Origin of the sequence: Dyella halodurans (assembly GCF_026283925.1) — a bacterium.
Lineage (GTDB): Bacteria > Pseudomonadota > Gammaproteobacteria > Xanthomonadales > Rhodanobacteraceae > Dyella > Dyella halodurans.
In genome coordinates, this window is the sequence record NZ_JAPDPF010000004.1 from 251,782 (window position 1) to 276,104 (window position 24,323).

Annotated in this window: 10 protein-coding genes; all 10 read right to left on the bottom strand. The window is 63.6% G+C overall.

Annotated elements, in window-relative coordinates; genetic code table 11:
- Positions 1-15: 15 nt before the first annotated feature.
- The 10 genes from tkt to OUZ49_RS10215 all read right to left on the bottom strand — a co-directional run bounded on the left by tkt (position 16) and on the right by OUZ49_RS10215 (position 23,953).
- Complete coding sequence (tkt, locus tag OUZ49_RS10170) at positions 16-2,064, bottom strand: transketolase (protein ID WP_266150271.1); 2,049 nt, start codon at positions 2,062-2,064, stop codon at positions 16-18.
- 33 nt (positions 2,065-2,097) lie between these two features.
- A complete protein-coding gene (pgm, locus tag OUZ49_RS10175) occupies positions 2,098-3,750 on the bottom strand; it encodes a phosphoglucomutase (alpha-D-glucose-1,6-bisphosphate-dependent) (protein ID WP_266150272.1) in 1,653 nt (550 codons plus the stop codon).
- Complete coding sequence (pgi, locus tag OUZ49_RS10180; RefSeq protein ID WP_266150273.1) at positions 3,747-5,435, bottom strand: glucose-6-phosphate isomerase; 1,689 nt, start codon at positions 5,433-5,435, stop codon at positions 3,747-3,749. Before pgi ends, pgm begins: the two co-directional genes overlap by 4 nt.
- A complete protein-coding gene (gene tal / locus OUZ49_RS10185) occupies positions 5,432-6,520 on the bottom strand; it encodes a transaldolase (protein WP_266150275.1) in 1,089 nt (362 codons plus the stop codon). The genes pgi and tal overlap by 4 nt, the downstream gene beginning before the upstream one ends.
- A 2-nt stretch (positions 6,521-6,522) precedes the next feature.
- Positions 6,523-7,218: an HAD family hydrolase gene (locus tag OUZ49_RS10190; protein WP_266150276.1), complete on the bottom strand. Its 696-nt coding sequence runs from the start codon at positions 7,216-7,218 to the stop codon at positions 6,523-6,525.
- Complete coding sequence (gene zwf, locus OUZ49_RS10195) at positions 7,212-8,597, bottom strand: glucose-6-phosphate dehydrogenase (RefSeq protein WP_266150277.1); 1,386 nt, start codon at positions 8,595-8,597, stop codon at positions 7,212-7,214. The genes OUZ49_RS10190 and zwf overlap by 7 nt, the downstream gene beginning before the upstream one ends.
- Before the next feature lie 119 nt (positions 8,598-8,716).
- Positions 8,717-17,371 carry a glycoside hydrolase family 94 protein gene (locus tag OUZ49_RS10200; protein WP_380004355.1) on the bottom strand — a complete coding sequence of 2,885 codons (8,655 nt, stop codon included), beginning with the start codon at positions 17,369-17,371 and terminating at the stop codon, positions 8,717-8,719.
- Between the two features lie 486 nt (positions 17,372-17,857).
- On the bottom strand, positions 17,858-19,318 hold the full coding sequence (locus OUZ49_RS10205; RefSeq protein ID WP_266150279.1) for an efflux transporter outer membrane subunit: 1,461 nt from the start codon (positions 19,316-19,318) through the stop codon (positions 17,858-17,860).
- A gap of 1 nt (position 19,319) precedes the next feature.
- Entirely contained in the window at positions 19,320-22,505 is a 3,186-nt protein-coding gene (locus OUZ49_RS10210; protein ID WP_266150280.1) for an efflux RND transporter permease subunit, read from the bottom strand.
- Positions 22,502-23,953 carry an efflux RND transporter periplasmic adaptor subunit gene (locus OUZ49_RS10215; RefSeq protein WP_266150281.1) on the bottom strand — a complete coding sequence of 484 codons (1,452 nt, stop codon included), beginning with the start codon at positions 23,951-23,953 and terminating at the stop codon, positions 22,502-22,504. Before OUZ49_RS10215 ends, OUZ49_RS10210 begins: the two co-directional genes overlap by 4 nt.
- Positions 23,954-24,323 lie beyond the last annotated feature (370 nt).

A 24,323-nucleotide genomic window follows, 5' to 3' on the forward strand; every position in this document is an offset into this window, starting at 1 on the left:
ACCGGGTACGCTGGGTCACCTGCCGAGCAAGGCTTTTGCGCGTGCGTAGACCGCGTCCTCGGTGAAACCGTATTTGGGCAACACCACGTTGATCGGTGCAGACGCTCCGAAGCGCTCGACGCTGATCATGTCGCCGTGGGCACCGATATAGCGCTCCCAACCTTGCGATACGCCAAGCTCGACCGCCAATCGCGCAGTGACGGACGGTGGCAGCACCGCATCGCGCCTGGCTTGCGGGAGTGCATCGAACAGCTCCCAGCTGGGCATGGACACGCAGCGCACGGCGATGCCATCCGCCTCCAGCCGCTCGGCGGCCTTGACGATAAGGCTCACTTCCGAGCCGCTGGCGATAAGAATCAGTTCCGGCTTGCCATCTTTCGCATCGGCGAGCACATAAGCGCCTTGGCGCAACCCGTCGGCCGAGGCATAGCGAGTGCGATCGAGCGTAGGCACGTCCTGCCGCGTGAGCACGAGGGTCACGGGGCCGCCGCGGGTTTCCACGGCAACCCGCCAGGCCACCGCCGCTTCGTTGGCATCGGCGGGGCGAATCAGCACCAGGTTCGGCATGGCGCGCAGGCTGGCCAGGTGCTCTACCGGCTGATGGGTGGGACCGTCTTCGCCCAGGCCAATGCTGTCGTGGGAGAACACGTGGATGACGTGCAGGCCCATCAGCGCCGCCAGCCGCATGGGCGGGCGCATATAGTCGGAAAACATCAGGAACGTGGCGCTATAGGGAAGCAGGCCACCATGCGCGGCGATGCCGTTGACGATGGCGCCCATGGCATGTTCGCGCAGGCCAAAATGCAGGTTTCTTCCCTGCCGGCTCCAGCCTGCCGGATCGGAACCTTGCAGGTCCTCGCCCTTGCTGGCGTCCGGATTGAAATCGCCCAGGCCCTTCAGCGCGGTCTTGGTCGATGAATCGAGATCGGCCGAACCGCCGGTCAGCGCCGGGAGCTTCGGGGCGATCGCATTCATGGCCTTGCCGGCGGCATCGCGCGTAGCGATGCCCTTGGCATCGGCCGGAAAACTCGGGATGTCCGCGTCCCAACCTGCGGGCAGCTCTCCACGTATCGCCCCCTGCAGCTCGGCGTGACGTTCGGGAAACGCCTTGGCGTAGGCACTCAGCCGCGCATCCCAATCGGCCTGCTGGCGTTTCCCGAGATCCACCGCGGCACGGAAGTGCGCGAGCACATCGTCGGGCACCAGGAAGTCCGGCTCGGTGGGCCAATCGAGCTTCTGCTTGGTCTTGCGCACGCTCTCCACCCCGAGCGGCGATCCATGCGCCTTGACCGTGTCCTGCTCCGGCGAGCCATAGCCAAGATGGGTGCGCACGAGAATCAGCGATGGTCGGTCGATTTCCTCGCGCGCCACCCGCAACGCCTCGTCGATGGCGACCAGGTCGTTGCCATCGGCCACCCTGACGGTGTGCCATCCATACGCTTCGAAACGACGCGCGCGATCCTCGGAAAAAGTCATGTCGGTGCCTGCCGCGAGGGTGACCCGGTTGTCGTCGTACAGGCATACGAGCTTGCCCAGCTTGAGGTGCCCGGCCATGGACGCCGCTTCCTGCGACACGCCTTCCATGAGGTCGCCATCGCTGACGATCGCATAGGTGTAATGGTCGATCACGGCATGCCCCGCGTGGTTGTAGCGCGCGGCCAGCTGAGCTTCTGCGATGGCCATGCCCACCGCATTGGACACCCCCTGCCCCAACGGCCCCGTGGTGGTTTCAACGCCTGGTGTTTCGCCTCGCTCCGGATGTCCCGGCGTCTTGCTGCCCCATTGGCGAAACTGCTTGAGGTCGTCCATTGACAGCGCGTAACCGGTCATGTGCAGCAGGCTGTACAGCAGGGCCGAGCCATGCCCGGCAGACAGCACGAAGCGGTCGCGATCGAACCACTGCGGGTCATGCGGGTTGAACTTGAGCCAGTGCATCCACAGCACATAGGCCATCGGCGCCGCGCCAAGCGGCAGTCCGGGATGGCCGCTATTGGCCTTTTGCACCATGTCGACGGACAGGAAGCGAAGCGTATTGATGCAACGTTGGTCGAGATCGTTGGCCATGGGACACCTGTAAAGCGCACGATGTCGCGGTTGTCAGGAGCTCTTCAGCGCAGCATCCACGATCTGCTGCGCTTCCTGCAGGATGGATTGCAGATGGGCTTCATCCCTGAAGCTCTCCGCATAGATCTTGTAGATGTCTTCGGTGCCGGAAGGGCGCGCGGCAAACCAACCACTCGCCGACGTCACCTTGATGCCGCCGATCGCGGCGTCATTGCCTGGCGCGCGGTCCAGCACCTGCTCGATCGGCTCGCCCGCCAGCTGCTTGCCCTGCACCTGCCTGGGCGAAAGTTTTGCCAGCGCGGCCTTCTCGGCCTGCGTTGCGGCCGCTTCCACGCGGTCGGCGCAAGGCTGGCCCAGTTCATTGGCCAGATCAGCGTAAAGCTCGCCGGGATCGCGGCCAGCACGCGCGGTGATTTCCGCCGACAGCAGCGCGGCGGCGATGCCGTCCTTGTCGGTGGTCCAGACCGAGCCGTCGCGGCGAAGAAACGACGCGCCCGCGCTTTCCTCCCCGCCGAAACCGAGCGAGCCGCCGAGCAGGCCGTCGACGAACCACTTGAATCCCACCGGCACCTCGTAGAGCTTGCGCTGCAGGCGCCTGGCCACGCGATCGATCAGCGCGGTACTTACCACCGTCTTGCCCACCGCAGCGCCACCACCCCAGGTCGGGCGATGCTGGAACAGGTAGTCGATCAACACGGAAAGATAGTGATTGGCCACCAGCAGGCCGCTACTTCGCGTCACGACGCCGTGGCGATCGTGATCGGTATCGCAGGCGAAGGCGACGTCGTACTGGCTCTTCAGCCCGATCAGCCGTTGCATGGCGTACGACGAGGAAGGATCCATGCGGATCCTGCCGTCCCAGTCGACCGTCATGAAGGCGAACTGCGCATCCACTTCTTCGCTGACCACGGTGAGGTCGATCTTGTAGCGCTCCGCGATCGGCTTCCAGTAGTGCACGCCCGCCCCACCGAGCGGATCGACGCCAAGGTGAATACCGGCGGCACGGATCGCCTCGAAATCGACCACGCTGCCCAGGTCGCCGACATACGCGTCGAGGAAATCGTACTCATGCGTGGTGCCCGCGTGGCGCGCGCGACCGTGCGGCATCCGGCGAACCTCCTTGAGGCCGCCTTCCAGCAGCACATTGGCACGATCCTGGATCCAGCCGGTGATGTCGGTGTCGGCGGGGCCGCCATTGGGCGGGTTGTATTTGAAGCCGCCGTTATCGGGCGGATTATGCGACGGCGTGACGACGATGCCGTCAGCTTGTCCGGTCGAGCGTCCGCGGTTGTAGCGCAGGATGGCATGTGAGATCACCGGCGTCGGCGTGTACTCGCCACCCACCGCGAGCATCGTCTCGACGCCATTGGCGGCCAGCACCTCCAGCGCGCTGTCCTGCGCCGGTGGCGACAATGCGTGGGTGTCGATGCCCATGAAGAGCGGGCCATCGATGCCCTTGCGCTTGCGGTACTCGCAGATCGCCTGGCTGATGGCCAGCACATGCCACTCATTGAAGCTGCGCTCGAACGAACTGCCGCGATGCCCGGAGGTGCCGAACTGCACGCGCTGGGTCGGCGCGGCCGGATCGGGTTGCAGATCGGCATAAGCCGCGACCAGTTTCGCCACGTCGACCAGCAGGGACCGTGGCGCGGGCTTGCCGGCCAGTGGACTGATGCTCGTGCTCACGGCTGCGCCGTCCGCCTTTGCCGGTACAGCCGGATCAAGGCATTGGTGGAACTGTCGTGATCCAGTTCCGCCTCGCCCGAAGCGGCGATTTGCGCAGCCGTGCGCCTGGCCAGGGCCTTGCCCAGCTCCACGCCCCACTGATCGAAGGAATCGATGCCCCAGATCACGCCTTGCACGAACACGCTGTGCTCGTAGAGGGCCACCAGGCTACCCAGCGCATAAGGGTCGAGCCGCTGCGCGAAAATCGTGGTGCTGGGACGGTTTCCCTCAAAACGCCGTTGCGGCACCAGGGCCGGCGCGGTGCCTTCGGCGCGCACTTCGGCGGCGGTCTTGCCGAAGGCGAGCGCCTCGCCCTGCGCAATCAGGTTCGCGATCAGCAGGTCATGCTGGTCCTGGCCGTGCGTGTCCAGCAAGGGATTGAGCGGCTGGTGGAAACCAATGAAATCGCACGGTATCAGCCGCGTGCCCTGGTGAATCAGCTGGTAGAACGAATGCTGGCCGTTGGTGCCCGGCTCGCCCCAGTAGATCGGCCCGGTGTTGTAATCAACCCGCACCCCATCCAGCGTCACATGCTTACCGTTGCTCTCCATGGTCAACTGCTGCAGGTAAGCCGGAAAACGCTTGAGGTACTGCTCGTAGGGCAGCACGGCCACCGTCGACGCGTCGAGGAAGTTGGTGTTCCACACCGCCAGCAGCCCCATGATCACCGGCAGGTTTTGTGCCAGCGGCGCATTCAGGAAATGCTCGTCCATGGCGTGGAAGCCGGCCAGCATGGCGCGAAACTGCTCGTCGCCAATCGCCAGCATGCTGGACAGGCCAATGGCCGAGTCCATCGAGTAGCGCCCACCGACCCAGTCCCAGAAGCCGTACATATGCTCGGTATCGATGCCGAACTCGGCTACGCCCTTGGCATTGGTCGACACCGCGACAAAGTGCTTCGCGATGGCGCCGCCCTTTTCGGCGTCGGCACCGCCCAGGCCATCGAGGCACCAGCGGCGCGCCGCATGCGCATTGGTCAGGGTTTCCTGGGTGGTGAAGGTCTTGGAGCAGACGATGAACAGCGTTTCGGCGGGATCGAGGTCCCGCGTCGCTTCGACAAAGTCGGTGCCGTCGACATTCGACACGAAGCGAAAACTCATGTCGCGCTGGCTATAGTGGCGAAGCGCCTCGTAAGCCATCACCGGACCAAGATCCGAGCCGCCAATGCCTATGCTGATGACGTTGCGGATGCGCTTGCCGGTGTGTCCTTTCCAGTGGCCGCTGCGCACCGCCTGGCTGAACGTGGCCATGCGATCCAGCACCGCGTGGACCTTGGGAACCACGTTGCTGCCGTCCACTTCGATGCTTGCATCGGCGGGAGCGCGCAGGGCGATATGCAGCACCGGGCGATTCTCGGTGGTGTTGATGCGGTCGCCCCTGAACATGGCGGCGCGATGCTCCGCCAGGCCGCAGGCCTCGGCCAGCTCGCCAAGCAGCCGCAGCGTGTCATCGGTGACGCGCTGCTTGGAGTAATCGACATACAGGCCCACCGCCTCGGCGTGCATGCGCTCGCCGCGCGTCGCATCGGCGGCAAACAGTTCGCGCAGCTGTGCCTTGCCCATCTGCGCCGCATGCTGTTCGAGCGCATGCCATGAAGACAGCCGCGTGAGATTCGGGGACGCGGGGCCACCGGGCTGGGCGTTCATGATGCGGCCCGCACGAGTTCCGCCGTCTTGTCCGCTATGCGCTGCAACAGCTGCTGCCAGGACGCCACGAACGACTTTGCACCTTCCTTTTGAAGCTGGCTGGCCAGCGCATCCAGATCGATGCCGGCCTTGGTAAAGGCCGCCAGCATGTCGGCCGCATCGCCACCGTCTTCAGCCATCACGCCTTTCAGCGAGCCATGCTGGCCAAATGCAAGCAGGGTCTTCTCCGGCATCGTGTCGACGGTGTCGGGTGCGGCCAGGGCTTCCACGTAAAGCGTGTCCGACGCGGATGGATCCTTGGTGCCCGTGCTCGCCCACAGCAGCCGCTGCACCCGCGCACCGGCATCGGCCAGTGCACGCCAGCGCGGCGACGCGAGCATGGCGCGATAGGCCTGGTACGTCTCCTGAGCCACCGCGATGCCCAGCTTGTTGCGCAATTCGGCAGGCACCTTGTCCTTGATCGCCACATCCCACCGGCTGACGAAGACCGAAGCGACCGAACCGACGCGCGGATCAAGCTTGGCCTGAACCCGTCGCTCGATGCCGCGCAAGTAGGCCTCCGCGGCGGCCAGATATTGGCCGCGCGAGAACAACAAGGTGACGTTGATGGGTATGCCGGCGAAGATCGCCTCTTCGATCGCCGGAAGGCCTTCAGGCGTACCGGGGATCTTCACGAACAGATTCGCCCGCGCGGCTTGGCGGTGGATGTCCCTGGCGGCCTGGATGCTGCCGGCGGTGTCACTGGCGAGCAAGGGCGACACTTCCATCGAGACCCAGCCGTCACGCTGGTCGCTGGCCGTAAACACCGGCTGGAACAAGTCGGCGGCGCGACGCAGATCCTCCAGCGCAAGCTCCATGAACAGCGCCTCGCCCGACAGGCCTGCGCGCGCCTTTTCATGGATACCGGCGTCGTAGGCATGACCGCTGCCGATGGCGCCATCGAAGATGGTCGGGTTCGAGGTGAGGCCGGTGACCGACAACTCCTCGATGTAACGGCGCAGGGTGCCGTTGTCGAGAATGTCCCGCGTGATGTTATCCAGCCACAGGCTCTGGCCGAGTTGATGTAGTTGCTGGGTGGGCTTCATGGCTACTCCGGTGAAGCATAGGCAGAATCGGCACGAAAGTCGGGCAAGGCCAGGCGGGCAAGCTCGCCGATATGAGTGACCGTCATGTCGGGCACGGGATCGGCCGCGGCAGACTCGGCCTGGGCCGCGTAGTGGCCTTGCCGCACGAAGACGGTGGTGAGCCGGTCGCCGAGCAGGCGCTTCATCGCTGTCAGCAGCCTGGGCTTGTCGTCGACCATCACATAGTGGGAAGCGGGGAAACTCTGCTGGATGGACTCACTCATATGCTCCTTGTGCACATAGATGAGCACGCGTCCGCCAACCGCCCGCCACAGGCCCGTCTGGTGGATCTTGTGCGGCTGGAACACGATGTCGCCATCCGAAAGAATCACCGTGGTGCCCAACGTGCCAAGATGACTCACCGTTTCCAGTGCGCCTGGATACAAGCCATCGGCAAACGGGTAGTCCAACAGGTAGGCGGAAAGCCGCAACAGCGCTGGGTTGCCCTCGCAGCCGAGTCGAAATTGCTGGAGCGCGCCAAGATAATCGGCGTAACCGAGCCGGTCCCGCAGCGCTTCATAGATCGACCAATAGCGCTTGCGCTCATCCTCGCCAAACAGCGCATCGAGTGTGCCCGTCACATCAGCGGCGAAGCGATCGTTATCGAACAAGGTGTTGTCGACATCGAGAAGAAACACCACCGGCCCGGTCTTCAGCACGGCTTGCTCTCCTCCGGCTTGGGGTTATGCCAGCCGCCCGGAATGAGCCTGTCTGCCGCAGCCGGACCCCAACAGCCTGCGTCGTATTCGAGCAATGGCACCGTGTCGTTGAGTACCGGATCGACGACCGACCAGGCGGTCTCGACAGACTCATCGCTGGTGAACTGGGCGATGTCACCGTGAATGGCACCCCCGAGCAGGCGCTGGTAAGGCAGCTCGTCGTGTTGCGTTTGATGACGCGCCACCAGTTCCACTGACTCGCCGCACATCGCCTCACCCGACTGCTTGACCTGGGCGCCGAGGGAAATGATGACTTCGGGGCTGACGCGGAAGCGGAAATGATTGGCCTGCGTTGGCATCACGTCGTCGAACACCGCCAAAGGTGGATGCTTGAGCGTGACGAACACTTCCGAACAGGTGATCGGCAGGCACTTGCCCGTGCGAATATAAAAAGGCACACCGGCCCAGCGCCAGTTGTCGATATGCAAGCACAGCGCTGCGAACGTTTCGACCTGGGAGTCGACTGCCACGCCCTTCTCGTCGCGGTAACCGCGAAACTGGCCCCGCACGACTTCTTCGGAGCGCAATGGTCGCATCGCGCGGAACAGGCGCAATTTCTCGGCGCTCATGGCCACCGGGTCTCGTCCGACCGGCGACTCCATCGTCAGCAAGGTGGTCACCTGGAGCAGGTGGTTCTGTACCACGTCGCGGATGGCGCCCGCTTCTTCATAGAATTTGCCTCGGCCCTGGACGCCGAAGTTCTCCGCCATGGTGATCTGCACGCTCTCGATATAGGTGCGATTCCATACGGGTTCGAGAAAAGTGTTGGCGAAGCGGAAGTACAGCAGGTTCTGCACGGCCTCCTTGCCCAGATAGTGGTCGATGCGAAAGATATCGCGCTCGGCAAAGACTTCGTGCAAGGTTAGATTCAGGGCCCTCGCGGATGCCAGGTCGTGCCCGAACGGCTTTTCGATGATGATGCGCGCACCCTTGGCGCAGCCGGACCTCGCCAGGCCCTGAACCACCGTGCCAAACATGCTGGGCGGGATCGCCATGTAGTGGAGAGGGTGACTGGCGTCGCCCAAGGTCTGCTTCAGGCGGTCGTAGGTTGCCGGGTCGTTATAGTCACCATCGATGTACTGCAGTCGCGCACAAAGGCGCCTGAAAGCCTCCTCGTCGATGCCGCCGTGCGCCTTGAGGCTGTCGCGTGCCCGCTCGCGCAGCTGATCCAGGGACCAGTTTGCATAGGCCACGCCGATCACCGGCATGTCGAGCTCACCGGCACGCGTAAGCGCCTGCAGTGCCGGAAAAATCATCTTGTGGGCCAGATCGCCTGTCGCACCAAAGAAGACGAAGGCGTCCGAACGAATGGCGTTCATCAAAACGATGCCTGTATCGTTGCCACACCATCTGGCAGGCGGAACATCGAGCTTGGCTTAGATAACGTTAAGAGCGCGCAAGGACGACATGGCCGCGACGTGATGTGCTTGCGAGGCGCCTAGACGGCGCCAGGGAGGCGCACTTCCACGTAGTGATCCCGGCCATCATCGAACAGCAAGATGCATTGATCCGCCTGCGGCTTGCGGTCCAGGTTGAGCTTGATGCCATCAATGAGATCGTCCGTGCGGGTAACGGTAATGTGGTAGTCCGTCTCGTGATGCCGATAGTCGAGCTTGAACGAGGCCCAGTCGGGCGGCAGCACCGGCGTGATGCATAGGCGCTCGCCCTCCAGGCGCAGTCCCAGCAACGATTCGACGATCAGGCGATACATCCAGCCAGCCGATCCGGTATACCAGCTCCACCCGCCACGCCCCACGTGCGGGGCCACGGCGTAGACGTCGGCCGAGACCACATAGGGTTCCACTTTGTAGGTGTCGATCGCCTCGTCGGTCATGCCATGACTCACGGGATTGATCATCCGCAACAACTCCCACGCGCGAGCGCCGTCACCCAGCTTGGCAAAGGCCATCGTCGCCCAGATGGCTGCATGCGTGTACTGTCCGCCGTTTTCGCGCACGCCGGGCACATAACCCTTGATATAGCCCGGATCGAGCGCCGATCGATCGAACGGCGGATCAAGCAGCTGGATCAGCCCCACGTCACGACGCACCAGGTGCTGATCCAGCGATTGCATGGCCTGCCTGGTGCGTGCCTCGCCTGCTGCGCCCGACAGCACCGACCAGCTTTGTGCAATCGAATCGATCCGGCACTCGTCGTTGCCAGACGAGCCCAGCGGCGTGCCGTCGTCGAAATAGGCGCGCCGATACCATGCGCCATCCCAGGCATGCGCTTCGAGATTGGCCTGCAGCTTGGCCGCTTCCGCCTCGCAATAAGTCGCAAATGGCTCGTCGCCCCGGCGCCGCGATATCGGTGCGAAGCGCAGCAGTACGTCGTAGAGGAAGAAGCCAAGCCAGACACTCTCGCCGCGACCATGCTCGCCGACCTTATTCATGCCGTCATTCCAGTCCCCGGCGCCGATCAGAGGCAGTCCGTGGACACCGCGTCGCGAGGCGTGGCGGATCGCCCGCACGCAATGCTCGTACAAGGGCTCATGCAACTCCGAGCGAGCCGGCAGGTCGTAGTACGACTCCTCATCCGGATTGACCAGCCGACCTTCCAGGTAGCCGGCACTTTCATCGAGCACGCCAACGTCGCCCGTCGTAACTACATAGCGACTGGTCACCAGCGGTAGCCACAGATAATCGTCGGAACATTGCGTGCGCACACCCCGGTCGAGCGGCGGATGCCACCAATGCTGGACATCGCCCTCGACGAACTGGTGGGCCGCGCATAGCAACAGGTGCTGCCGCACCCGATGCGGACTGGCGTAGATCATCGCCATCGAATCCTGCAACTGATCGCGAAAACCAAATGCACCACCGGACTGGTAGTAGCCACTGCGCGCGAAGAAGCGGCACGCCATGGTCTGGTACATCAACCAGCCGTTGGCGAGTACATTCACCGCCGGATCGGGCGTCTGCACCTGGACCTTGCCCAGGGTCCAGCGCCAATGCATGCGCACCGCGTCGAGCGCCGCGGTCGCCGTGCCCTGCCCGCGCAGTCGCTGCACCATGTCGCTCGCGGCCTTCGCATCGCCGGCCACGCCCAGGCGAAAAATGATCTCGTACTCGTCGCCGTCGTCCAGCTCGAATGCGAGCTGCAGGGCCGCGCACGGGTCCAGCCCCGCGCCTACCTGGCCCGAGAGTCGCGCGTGCGCCATCGCCGCGGGTGCGTGGCGATTGCCGTTGCGGCCAAGAAATTCGGTCCGGTCGCCGGTGAGCGTGCGTGCATGATGGTGCAGATCAAAGAACGCCACCCGGCCCGGAAATTCCATGTTGTAGGCATTACGGGCGAAGATCGCGCCGGTGACCGGATCCGTTTCGGTCACCACGTGCATCGCGGTGCGCGAGCGCAGATCGCCCAGCACCCATTCGACGTAGCCGGTGGCGGAAAGCCGCCGTGGCCGGCCGGACTTGTTGCGGATCTTCAGCACGTTGAACTTGACCGGGAATTCCAGATCGACATACGTCCACAGCTCGGTCTGGATGCCGCGCTCGTCATGCTCGAACACCGAATAGCCGAAGCCGTGACGGGTGCGGTATGGCCCGCTGCCGCGTCGCGGCAAGGGCGTGGGCGACCAGAACTGACCGGTTTGTTCGTCGCGCAGGTAGATCGCCTCGCCACTGGCATCGGTGACTGGATCGTTCGCCCAGGGAGTGAGACGGAATTCGTGCGCGTTCTCGGCCCAGGTATAGCTCCCGCCGCTTTCGGACACCACGCAGCCGAACTGCGGATTGGCCAGTACGTTGGACCAGGGCGCCGGCGTGGGCTTGCCCGCGTCCAGGTCGATCACGTACTCGCTGCCATCCGCGCTGAAGCCGCCATAGGGATTGGCCAGCAACAACGCTTCCGCTGTCGACGATGGCGCGACCGCAGGCTCCGGTACATCGCCGTAGTTCGTGGTGGGCCTCAGTAGCGCCGGGCGCGTGCGCAGGCGCCGACGCCCCACCTGCTCGGCCAGGCTGCCCGCATTGTCGAACAGCACCAGGCGTGCGGCCGCCTGCACCAGGATGCGATCTTCGTTGGATATCTGCTGCACCGAACGCACGAAGATGCCGCCCGGACGATCGATCAGGCTCGCTTCCACGCCCGAGGTGATCAAGCCCATGATCATGTCCTGCAGCTGCTGGCGGTAACCCGCGTGGTCCTCGTTCCAGACCACCAGATCCACCGTCAAGCCCTTCAGCCGCCAATAAGCGTGGGCCTGCACCATCTGCCGTACCAGCTCGATATTGGACAGGTCGGCGATATGCACGAGCGCAATCGGCAGGTCGCCCGAGATCGACTGTCCCCACAGAGCCGACTGGCCGCGGCGGTTGGCGCGCAGGATGCCCGCCTCGGCCCGCAGTGCGGGGTTGGCATAGACGATGGAAGTGGCCATTTGTTCGTAGAGCTGCGCATCGCCCAGGCTCGCGTTGAGTTGGCGCAGCAACACCTGGCTATGGGTCCAGGCCAGGTCGAACACGCGGTCGGCCAGATGGCGATCGCGATATTTCGCGATCAGCGCAAGGCAGGCATCGCGCGACTGGCCCACCCCGGTCACCATGTCCACCACGGCCGAACGACCCGGTTCCAGCGAGATGCGGCAACGAATGGCCACGATCGGATCGAGCACCGAGCCCTCGCTGTTGGACAGGCGACGGTAGTCGTCGCCCTGGCCACTCATCACCTGGGGACGGGCCACGCTGCATCCACGCCCGATGAAGCGGGCGCGATCCGTCTCGTAGGAGATTTCGTCGATGTCGGCGTCGTGCACGGCGATCAGGTGGCACATCCACGGCACGATCTCCTGGCTGGAGCGCGGGCGCCGCGTGCAGATGATGGCCTGCAAGGCCGGCACCAGTTCGGTCTGCACGAACAGGTTGCTGAAGGCGGGGTGCATGGCGTCGGAAATGGCCGGCGCGAGCACCACCTCGGCATAGGTGGTGACCTCGATGGTCCGCCACGTGCGACCGCGATTGGTGATGCGGATGCGGCGCAGCTCGATGTCGTCCTCGGGTGAGACCACGATCTCGGTATGCGCGTCGAAGTCGTTTTCGCGCACGCGGAATTCAGCGCGCGCATCGGAGAAGATCGCCTCGTAGTGCTCGACATCCCGCAACGCCGGCTGGTGCGAGCCGGACCAGAACTCGCCGCTGGCCACATCGCGCAGATAGCAGAACATGCCCGAATTGTCGCAGCTGATGTCTTCCTGCCAGCGGGTGACGGCCAGTTCGCGGCAGCGGCTGTAGCCGCCGCCCGCGCTGCTCACCATCACGTGATAGCGGCCATTGGAGAGCAGCTGCAGCGCCGGGCGTGCACGGTCCGGATCGGTAAACACGCGCAAGGTCGGTTCGGGCGTTGGCGCAGTCGCGACGACCGAGGGGAATTCCGTGGCATGCACAAACTCCACTGCCGCCCTGGGCACGCGTTCCTGCAATAGCAGCAGGGTCGCTTGCAGCGAGGGGTCGGACTCGAAGCGCTTCTGCATCGGCCGCTGCTGCAGCAAGTAGTCCAGGGCCAATAGACTCATGCCCTGGTGATGCGCCATGAAGGAGCGGATGACCGCCGCATCCTGCCCGCGTGGAAGGCGCGCCGGCGTGTAGTCAACCGCTTCGTACAGCCCGAAGCGCCCTTCCATGCCATCGCCTACCAGCCTGCGCAGGTTGGCACTCGCCGCCGCGGGCGCCACCATCAGCGCCAGCACCGTCGCATACGGCGCGACGACCATTTCGTCACCCAGGCCCCGCTTCAGGCCGAGACCAGGCACGCCAAAGGCCCGGTATTGATAATTGAACTGGGCGTCGAGCGTGTTGTAGCCGGATTCGGAAACGCCCCATGGCAAGCCCAGTTGGCCGCCATATTCGATCTGTCTTGCCACCGCGACGCGGCAGGTCTGGTCGAGCAAGGTGCCGCCATAGCTCGGCATCACCAGCATCGGCATCAGGTATTCGAACATCGAGCCCGTCCAGGACAGCAGCACCGGCAGGCCCGCTGCCGTCGTCAGCAGCCTTCCCAGGGTGAACCATCCTTCCTGCGGCAGCTGCTCTTGCGCGATCGCCACGAAACTCGCCAGTCGCGCCTCCGACGCCAGCAAATCGTAGAAGCTGGTATCAAGCCGGCGCTCGTCCACGTTGTAGCCAATGGAGAGCAGATCGCGCTGGCCGTCGTACAGAAAATCAAACTCCATCACCGCCATGTCGCCGGCCTGCTTGGCGAGCCGATCGATCGCGGCCAACAGCGTGATCGCATGCCCCTGCACCTCGTTATCGCTGTCCGGATCGATCAGGGACGCCTGGCGCAAGCTCGGCAAGCGAGCTTGCCCTTCCACTGGGTCGATCGCCGGCAGCCATTTCAGCTGGCGCGCATGGTCATCGATGTCCCGGCACTGCCTAAGCAAGGCCTCGGTCCAGAAATCGACCTCGGCGTTGCCGCGCGCACGTAAGGTCGCCGCGATGGCCTCACTCTCGGCCAACCATTGCCGGGCGACCGCATGGGCCTCGTCCATGCTCAGCGGCGGCGCTTCCATGGCAGCGCGCAGAGCGAAGCGCAAGCCATCGAGCGTGTCCGCCGCCCCGCCCGCGGCCTGCACTGCCTTGCGCAAGACGTCGAGCGTGTCCTTGAGCCCTTCGTGCAGGCGCATATCGAACAGCGCGTCATCGGCCAGGGCCAGCAGGCCCGCGCGCAACGTCAGCAGGTGCCCCGCCAGGTTTCCACTGTCCACCGAAGAGACGTAGGTGGGCGGCAACGGCTTGAGGGTTTGCGTGTCGTACCAGTTGTAGAAATGCCCTCGATAGCGCTCCATCGACTGCATCGTGCGCAGCGCCTGCTCTGTGCGGTCAAGCAGCCGGGTCAGGCTCACATAGCCAAAATCGTAGGCCGCCAGATTCGCCAGCAGCGACAGCCCCATATTGGTCGGCGACGTGCGGTGCGCCACCACCGCGACCGGCTGCTCTTGCATATTGTCCGGCGGAAGCCAGTTGTCCTCGGGGCCGACATGGGTCTCGAAGAATGCCCACGTCTTGCGCGACAGCCTGCGCAGGAATCGCAGCTCGCCTGCCGAGAGGGTAAACGCCACGCGTGCGATGGGTCGGCTGATCCACCATGCCAGCGCCGGTGAGACGAACCAAAGCAGCAGGAAGGGACTGGCAACCGCAAGCATGGCCGGTTGCCAGCGGATCAGCGCCGCAGTCACGGCAAGCGACAGGGTCGGCGCGACCCACATCAGGCGGCAGAACCCGGCCAGGCTCCCGGCGCTGGTTCGCTCGGTATCCCTGGAGACGCTCCATTGGAGCATGCGACGTCGACTGACACCCATGCGCCACAGCGTGCGCAGGACCGCGTCGAGGCTGTATAACGCCTCGTGCGGCAGCCAGGCCAGCAAGACCAGCGCATGCAGGAAGTGCTGCGCGCTGGACTGAAGAGCGACGCGCAGGTGCTGGGCAAAGCGCATGTCACGCGACTTGCGCACCAGCTCGAGCAGCGAGGCGAACAGTGGCGGCACCAGTACCACCGCGAGAATCGCAGCCGTCCACCACGGCCGCCCGGGCAGCCCTAACCAGCCGAACAGGAACAGCGTCAACAGCGAAGCCGGCACCAGGCTTCGACGCAGGTTGTCGAGGATCTTCCAGCGGGAGAGTGTCGACAGTGGATTCCATTCGCGCCGCCCGTCCTGCGTAGGCGTGCGCGGCATCAGCCACGGCAATAGTTGCCAGTCACCGCGAATCCAGCGATGACGACGACTTACGTCGGCGCTGTAGCGCGATGGATACTCCTCATAGAGTTCCACGTCGCTGATCAGGCCCGAGCGCGCATAGCAGCCCTCCAGCAAGTCGTGGCTGAGAATACTGTTGTCCGGAAAGCGCCCGCCCATGGTCGCTTCAAACGCATCCACGTCATAGATGCCCTTGCCTATGAAGGACCCTTCGCGGAAGAGATCCTGGTAGACGTCGGAAACCGCCCGCGTATACGGGTCGATGCCGGCGCCACTGCTGAACAGACCCGTATACGCAGAGCGCGCAGCGCTGGCGAGGCTAAGACCGACCCGCGGTTGCAGGATGCCGTAACCGGAGACGACGCGACGGCGGCCAGCATCCATCACCGGCCGGTTGAGTGGATGGTCCATGGCACCGACGAACTGGTGCGCCGAGTCCCGCGGCAGCTGGGTATCGGTGTCCAGCGTAATGACGTACTTCATGTCGCCAAGCAAGTCGCGGCGACCGACGATCAGCAGGAATCGTTCGGCGTTGCCGCCGCGCAACAGCGCATTGAGTTCGGCGAGCTTTCCGCGCTTGCGTTCATATCCCATCCATAGCTTGTCGGCCGGCTCCCAGCGGCGAGGCCGATGCAACAGGAAGAACCGGTCGCGTTCCTCTTCCGCGTAAGTCGCATTGAGCGCCTCGATACGCTGCCGCGCCAAGGCCAGCAACGAGGCGTCCCGCTCCTGCACTTCCTCCTGCGCATCGGCAAAATCGGATAGCAGCGCGAAATGCAGGAAGCGGTCGCGATTGGCCAGAAAACGCACTTCCAAGCCATCGATGAGGTCATCCACGTCCTGCAAATTCGACAGCAACGAGGGAACCACGACCAGGGTGCGCGCGTGCGCGGGCAGTCCCGACGCATAGTCCATGCGCGGCAGCATTTGCGGTTTGACGGCGACCGTCACCAGCCAGTTCACCAGCGCAATGGATAACTGGCTGGCAGCCAGCCCAAGCGGAACGGCCATGAGCGCGCACAACCAGGTGCGCATGCCGGCATGTTGCAGGGTCGATACCAAGGGCCACGCGAGCAGCAGCGTAACCAGCAAGATCAAGCCCAGATAGAGCTTGAGCGGCGGCCGCAAGAAAAACCGTTGCCGGGCGATAAATGAGCTTCGACCCGAGCCGATGCGCCGCTCCAGGCTGGGTAGGCCCCGGTCGACCAGATACCAACCAAGATGCGCCTCGATGGACGACCGCCCCGCCTGTGTGGCGCTATCAAGTGACAGGGCCAAAGCGGCTTGCGCCACTTCGCCTTCCGCAAGCTTGTTCTTCCGGGCCAGGCGCTCCACCACGTGACGGTAGTGATCGCGCGTGGCGAAATCCATGTTTGGATATACGCCAGAGGGATCCAGGCGCAGCGTGTGCTCGACGACGCTGGTGCTTTCCACGAATTCGCGCCAATCCGTGGCCGACAGCATGCGCAGGCTGCCAATGCTGTTGCCGATGGAAACCTGGTCAGCCGCCTGTTGCTGGGCCTCCATTTGCACAAGGTGCTCGATGCTCAGGCCCGATTCGGCGAGCCGTTGCTCGATCCAGTTCAGCGGCAGTGCCAACGCCGGCCCCTGCCCTTGCAGTCGCCGGGTTAGCTCGGCGACAAACGAACTCGACATCGATGGATCCGAACGCGCCATGTCGGCAACGGCCAGCACGACGCTTTTCGGATCCCGCTCGGTGATCTCGGTCATCCGGTCGGCCCACTGGGCTGCCAGGTTTCGGTCATTCCATTCGACCATGACGCGCGCAGCCACGCGGCGCAGGTTCTCGATCAGGGCCAGGCGCAGCATGATCGGGATGGCCCAGAGTTCGCCCAAGGTCAGCGGCGACACGGTCTGATAGGAAGCGATGAAGAGCGCGAGGCTCTCGATACCGACCCGGCCATCGCCGTGCGAGATCGTCTCCAGCGCGATGTCGTAAACGCGGGGCAATCCTGCCGACGCTCCGCTCAAGAGACTGGGAAGCTCGCGGCTATAGCTCCTGGGCAGATGCCTCTGCGCAATGCGCACCTGCTCCTCGATCAGATAGTAGTTGTCGAGCAACCACTCGCCTGCGGGCGTGATTCGACGGCCGGACCGAATGTTGTGGGTCAGCTTTTCGCAGGCGCGCGCCAGCACCAGCTTGTTGTCGGCCAGACGCGCCAGCAGGGAATTTGCCTTCGACTCGGCAATGGTTCGATGCCGACCCGCCAGCACGGCTCCGTACATATCCATTTGATCGGCGCTGAATAGCTCCGATCGAAGCGCCGGTTGCTGCTCGATGCTTTCGCGAGACGTGGATGGTCGGCGTAGTGCGACCCAAGGCGGATGAATCTTGACGGAGGCGAGTGGGTTGCTGATCTTCAAAGTTCGCAGTCCCATCGGGGATCTATCGGTGCGCTAAGTGGCCGCAAGAAGATGCCGATGCTGGCATGCGCTAACCCGTCACTGGGAACGCCAAGCCGTTGTAACCCAGTCTCGGGGACGGTTGCGTGAAAGCCAACTTCGCCGAAGTCTGCTCGCCGTCATGCACGTTCCGCGTGCTGCGCGAGACGACGTCCGCATCATGCTGGCGCGCACGCATGCAAAGTCAGCATCACATCGAGACCGAACTGAATGACTCAATGTTCCATCCGAGCTCCGAGTCCCGCGCTGCGTGCGACGGGCAAGCAGAACATGCGCAGCGTCCCGTTCAGCGTCGACAACGCTCGCCGAAGCAACCGTTGTTCACGCCGGCATGACCTTGGCAAGTCATAGGATCGGCTACAGACACTCGTCATGCGGCAGATAGTGGCGCTTCCCGGAGCGCCACCGCTTGGCGTCATGCGCTTGCTCGAGTGCCGAATTGCCGTGGAGGGAGGCGAGTATTCACTGCGCCTGCGGCGATGGCACACCAGTTGCCGGCACCCCAGCATGGGGCGCCGCATTCGATGCCACGGGCGCATTGCCCACCGGCCAGCCGTAGCCGAGCGCCTTGTAGACGTTCACGACCTGGATAAGGCGCAGTCCTTGCAGACTCGACTGCGACAACTCGGCATTGAACAGGCTGCGCTCGGCATCGACGACCTCCAGATAGCTGGTGTAGCCACCTTCGTTCAGCGCACGTGACAGCGACGCATACTGGCCCAGTGCCCTGACCTGCCGATCGACGGCTGCCAACTGTTCTCTTGTTTGTTGTTCGCCCACGAGCGCATCTTCAACATCGGCGAACGCGCTCTGTATGGTTGACTGATAGGTGAACAGCGCTTCCTGCTGGCGTGCCTCCGCCTGCTTGACCGTACCCGCAATGGCCCCGGCGGTAAAGATCGGCACCGACGCCGCGCCCGCATATGACCACAATTTCGCTGGCCCGCTCCATAACGAAGATAGCGCGGTACTCGCCGCACCAAACAAGCCTGTCAGGCTGATGGTCGGAAAATACTGTGCTCGCGCAGCACCGATCTGCGCGTTCGCCGAAACCAGGGCCTGCTCCGCCTGGCGAATATCGGGGCGCTGGTCCAGCAGCGACGAAGGCAGGCCCGCTGGAATGCTCGGCACGGCGATCTGATTGATGGGCTTGCCGCGCGGGATCGGCCCCGGGTTCTGACCGAGCAGGAGCGACAACGCGTTTTCCTGCTGGGCAATCTGCTGCTCGAAGTCGTGCTCCGATGCCAGGGCAACCGCATATTCGGAGTCCGCCTGGCTCACCTGGACCTGTGATACCACACCCCCCTCGAAGCGCTCCTTGTACAACTTCAGCGCCTCGGCACGGGTTTCGAGCGTGGCGCGTGAAATCACCAGGCGCTGATCAAGATCGCGCAGGCTGATATAGGCCGTCGCGACACTGGCCTCCAGTGAGATCAGCGTCGCGTCGCGCGCGTACTCGGTACCTAGCAAGTCGGCGCGGGCGGACTCGCGCAGGCGGCGCAAGCGGCCAAACAAATCGATCTCCCACGAGGCCATCACGCTCGCCTGCACCTGCGTCGTCTCATACTCCCGCGTCAGGGGCGTGGCCGGTTGCCGCTCGCGGCCACCGGAAAGGCCGGCGGAGAGCTGCGGATAGAGCGCCGACCGGGTGGTCATCAGGCGGCCGTAATACTCGTCTATCCGCGCCGTAGCGACCAGCAGATCCTTGTTCTGTTCAATCGCCTGCTGAATCAGCGCGTTCAGCACGGGGTCATTGAACTGGGACCACCAGTCCGCCGTGCTCGCCTGCAGGGCCTGGACATCCGCATAGCGAAAATTGGCAGGCGTATCGATGGTCGGCCGGTGATAATCGGGCCCGACGGCACAGCCATAAAAGGTCACGCTGCATGCGACCCAGGTCCAGCATAGCCAGGCGCGTCGCATCTCATCCCTCCTGACCGACCGACGGATGATCATCGTCGGGCTTGGAGGGTTCCGTCCCGGACGGCGCTGACTTGGCGGGCTTCTTGCCGGCCGACAGCGTTTCCAGGCCCCAGAAGAACATCGGAATGAACAGCAGCGCGATCACCGTGGCGCCCAGCATGCCAAACACGACACCGGTGCCCAGGGAGCGGCGGCTGGCGGCGGAGGCACCACTGGCGATCGCCAACGGCACGCAGCCTAGAATGAAGGCCAACGACGTCATGATGATCGGGCGCAGGCGCAGCTTGGCCGCGTGCAGCGACGCGTCGTAGGCGTTCAGCCCCTCCTTCTCGCGCATCTCGACGGCAAACTCGAAAATCAGGATTGCGTTCTTCGCTGCCAGTGCAATCAGCACGGTCAGGCCGATCTGGAAATACACGTCGTTTTCCATGCCGCGCAACAAGATGCCGACGAGAGCGCCAAACAGCGCGAACGGCACGGCCATCAGCACACCGAGTGGCAGCGACCACTTTTCGTACTGCGCTGCAAGAATGAGGAACACCATACCGAGCGCGAAGGCGAACACGGCAGCCGCTGTCGATCCTGCGGTTTTTTCTTCGAACGCCTGGCCGCTCCAGCCGTAGCTGTAGCCGGCGCCAAGCACCTCTCGCGCCGTGTCTTCCATGGCCGCAATGGCCTGGCCGGAGCTGTAACCCGGGGCCGCGTCGCCGGTGATCTTGGCGGCGGGAAAGTTATTGAAACGCGTAACGATATCAGCGCCCGCCACATATCGACTGGTCGTCATGGACTTGATCGGGACCATGTCGTGGTTCTTGTTCCTGACATAGAGCTGCTGGAGATCCTCCGGCCGCATGCGATATTGCGGCTCCGCCTGCATGATCACCTGGAACAGTCGACTGCTCTTGGGAAACTGGCTCACATACAGCGATCCAAACATCGTCTGCAGGACCGAGTAGACGTCCTGTACGGCAACCCCCTGCGATTCGGTGCGCTCACGATCGACCTCCACCAACAACTGGCGCGAGCGGGTGTTGATCAGTGAATTCACCCCGCGCAGCTCCGGTCGCTGTTTCGCCTTGGCGATAAACGCGCGGGTGGTCGCCTCGAGCATCTGGTAACTACCACTGCCGGTACTCTGCAACCAGAACTCGAAGCCGCCGGTGGTACCGAGACCGGGAATGGATGGCGGGTTCACGGCCACCACCGCGCCCTCGGTGAAAGCAGCGAAGGCCTTGTGCGAGTCCTTGATGAGGTCGGCCGCTCCCTGCCCTTCGCCACGCTCTGCAAAGCTCTTCAGCGTCACGAACAAGGTGCCCGCGTTGGCCTTGTACTGGGAATCGATCAGGCTGTAGCCGACTGGCGCGGCGATCGACGCCACGCCAGGCTGCTTGGCAAACCAGTCCTCGGCGCGTTTCGACAAGTCGCTGGTCCGATCCAGACTGGCCGCATCAGGGAGCATCACGGCGGCAAATATATAGCCCTGGTCTTCGGTCGGAAGAAATGACGTGGGAATGTGCCTGAACAGCCCCACCATGATCGCGATCATGCCTGCGATGATCAGCAAGGAAGCGACCACGCGCTTGATCGCCAACTGCACGGCGCGACCATAGCCTTCCGTGAAGCGGTCGAACTGGGTATTGAACCAGGTAAAGAAGCGATTTTTCTTGTGGCTACCGGGTTTGAGCAGGATCGCGGCGAGTGCCGGTGACAAGGTCAGCGCCACCACGCCCGACAGCAGCACGGACACGGCGATCGTCACCGCGAACTGCTTGTAGAGTTGCCCGGTGATGCCGGAGAGAAACGCCACCGGGATAAACACCGCGAGCAGGACCAGTACGATGGCAATGACGGGACCGCTGACCTCATCCATCGCCTTCTTGGCCGCCGCCTTGGGCTCCAGCTTGAACTCGGTCATATTGCGTTCGACGTTTTCGATGACCACGATCGCGTCGTCCACCACGATGCCGATCGCCAGAACCATGCCGAACAAGGTCAGCATATTGATCGAGAAACCAAGTGCGCTCATGCCGATAAAGGTGCCGATGATCGATACCGGGACCGCCAAAATCGGCACCAGGGTGGCGCGGAAGCTCTGCAGGAACAGGTAGACAACGATGATGACGAGGAGCACCGCCTCTCCCAGCGTGTGCACCACCTCGCCAATCGAGTCCTTCACGAATTCCGTGGTGTCGAGCGCGACTTCGTAATCGAGCCCCGGCGGAAAGCTCTTCTTGAGTTCTTCGAGCGTGGCGCGCACCTTCTTTGACACATCGAGCGCATTGGCGCCCGACTGTTGATAGACGGCAATCAGCGTCGCTGTCTTGCCGTTGAATCGTCCGCGCAAGGTGTAATCTTTCGAACCCAATTCAGCCGTAGCCACGTCCTTCAGGCGAACCAGCGCGGCGGCATCGCCGGTCCCCCCACGCAGGATGATGTCCTCGAACTCCGAGGGCTGGGTCATGCGGCCTTTGGTGGCAATCGGAAACGTCTGCAGGACCGGCCCCGGCGTCGGCGCCTGGCCAATACGTCCCGCGGAAAACTGCTGGTTCTGCGAAGCAATCGCTTGCTGGACATCACCCACGGTGATGCCGAGCTTCGCCATGCGGTCGGGTTTCAGCCAAATACGCATGGCGTAGTCGGCGGAACCAAAGATCGCCGCCTGGTTGGCGCCGGGAATCCGCTTCAGGGCATCGAGCACATAGACGTTGGCGTAGTTGGCCACATAGGGCTGATCGAAGGCGTTGTCGGGCGCATAGATCGCAATCACCATCATGAAGGCCGACGAGCGCTTCTGCACCGACACACCCTGGGCCGTAACAGCATCAGGCAAGAACGGCAGCGCCAGGTTCACGCGGTTCTGCACATCGACCTGGGCCAGCGACGGGTCCGTGCCGATATTGAAGAACCCGGTGATGGTCAGGTTGCCCGTCGATGAACTCGTCGAGTTCATGTAGATCATGTTGTCCGCGCCGTTGATCTGTTGCTCCAGCGGTGCGGCGACGTTTTGCGCGACGATCTCCGAGCTGGCACCCGGATAGGTGGCCGTCACCGTGATCGTGGGCGGCGCGATATCAGGAAACTGCGCGATCGGCAGATTGATCATCGCCACCAGGCCGGCAACGACGAGGATGATGGACACGACCGATGCAAAAATCGGCCGGTCAATGAAGAAGTGCGAGAAATTCATTGCGCTTCTCTCGATGCGGCCGGTTTTGCTTCGGGAACCACCGTAACCTCGACGCGGCGCGCTTCATCCTTGGTTCCCGCGGTGATATCCGCCGGTGGGCGCAGCTCGATCCGGTCTTCCGCAACGCCGGCCACGAGCAAGGCCGAACGCACGGCCTTCGCGCGAGCGGCGGCCAGCTTGAGATTGGCCTCGGGCGAACCAGACGCGTCGGCGTAACCCGAGATCACGGCACGGCCCGACGAAGCGCCATGCAGCTGTGCTGCAATGGGCGCAAGCTGCGACGCCGCGTGTTCCGAGATTTGTGCGCTACCGATATCAAAGAGCACCTCGGCCTTCGCCGCGGCGTGCGCCTGCGGGGATGGGGCGCCGGCATGAGCAGGCGTCGTGCTGGCGGCGCTGGGACCACCCTGCTTTGCGACCGCTGTCGGCGTCGCTGCGGCAGGGAGTTTCGCGGGGTGGGCCTTCACCGCCGCGCCAGGCCCGAGCCGGATAAAGTTATCCACGATGACCTGGTCCCCGGCATGCAGGCCTGAGTTGACAATCCAGTCAGTGCCGTTCCATTCGCCGGTTTCCACCAGCCGCGGCTGCGCCTTGCCGTCAGCCGTCACCGTCCATACGAACGACCCCTGCTCGCCCTGTTGCACGGCTTCTTGCGGGACGGAAATCGCCTTGGTTCGCTCCGCACCCGCAACCTTCACGCGCACGAACTGCCCTGGTCGCAGGATACCCTCGCGATTTTCAAACACCGCGCGCACGAGATACGTTCCCGTTTCCGTGTTGAGCGCGGCGTCGGAGAACGAGATATGACCACGCTCCGGAAAGACGCTGCCGTCAGCAAGCACGATTTGCACTTCCAGCAAGCCGCGCGCTGGCAGCTTGAGCGCACCCGAACCGGTTTGATCGCGTAAACGCAAGACTTCGTTTTCGGAAAGGGAGAAATTCACCCACATGGGGTCCAGCTTCGCCACATAGGTGAGCAAGCTGTTGGTGGCATCGATATACGAGCCATTCTGCTTCTTGGCAAAGCTCGACAGTCCCGTCACGGGCGAGGTGATGGTGGTGTAGCCGAGATTGAGCTGTGCGCTGATCACATCGGCCCGCGCCTGCTCGACCGCTGCAGCGGCTGCCTGTTGCTGGCCGGTCGCATCATCAAGATCCTTCTGGCTCAACGCGTTCTTGGCGGCCAGTGGACGGACCCGATTGAGGTTGGCCTGCGCCGTATCGAGGCGCGCACGCTGTTGGCTGAGTTCGGCTTGCGCGGCATCCAGCGCCGCTTCGAATGGCTTGCTATCCATGCGGAACATCACGTCGCCGGCATGCACCATGGTGCCTTCCGTATAGATACGCTCCTCCAGAAAACCATTGACGCGCGCGCGTATCTCCACTTGCTGGGAACTTTCGGTCTGCCCCACGAATTCATACAGCACCGGGACGTCGCGTAGCGACACGATAAGGACGCCCACTTCGGTGGGTGGGGCGGCAGCGGCTTCAGGCTTGCTTCCGCTGCATGCGCATAACCATGCAGACAGGAGCGTCACGGCAACATAGGCAGGTAGTCTGTGCATCATTCAGACCTTTTCACCGGCAAGAATGGCCGACGTGCCCCAGCACGCCTTCTGGCTTCCCTTTGGCGTCGGTCAAAGGGCTGATGACCACGATGAATCCGAGAAGCGCCGTGCCCCGCGCGTCCAGCTCGTCACGAACGGACCGTAGTTTTACGTAGCTCCGCGTGCGTTCTATTACTGGTCAACCCGACTTTCTCGTCATGCATGGCTTGCCGACCGACATCGGGCAGCCATCGCAACGAAGCTCCCGACC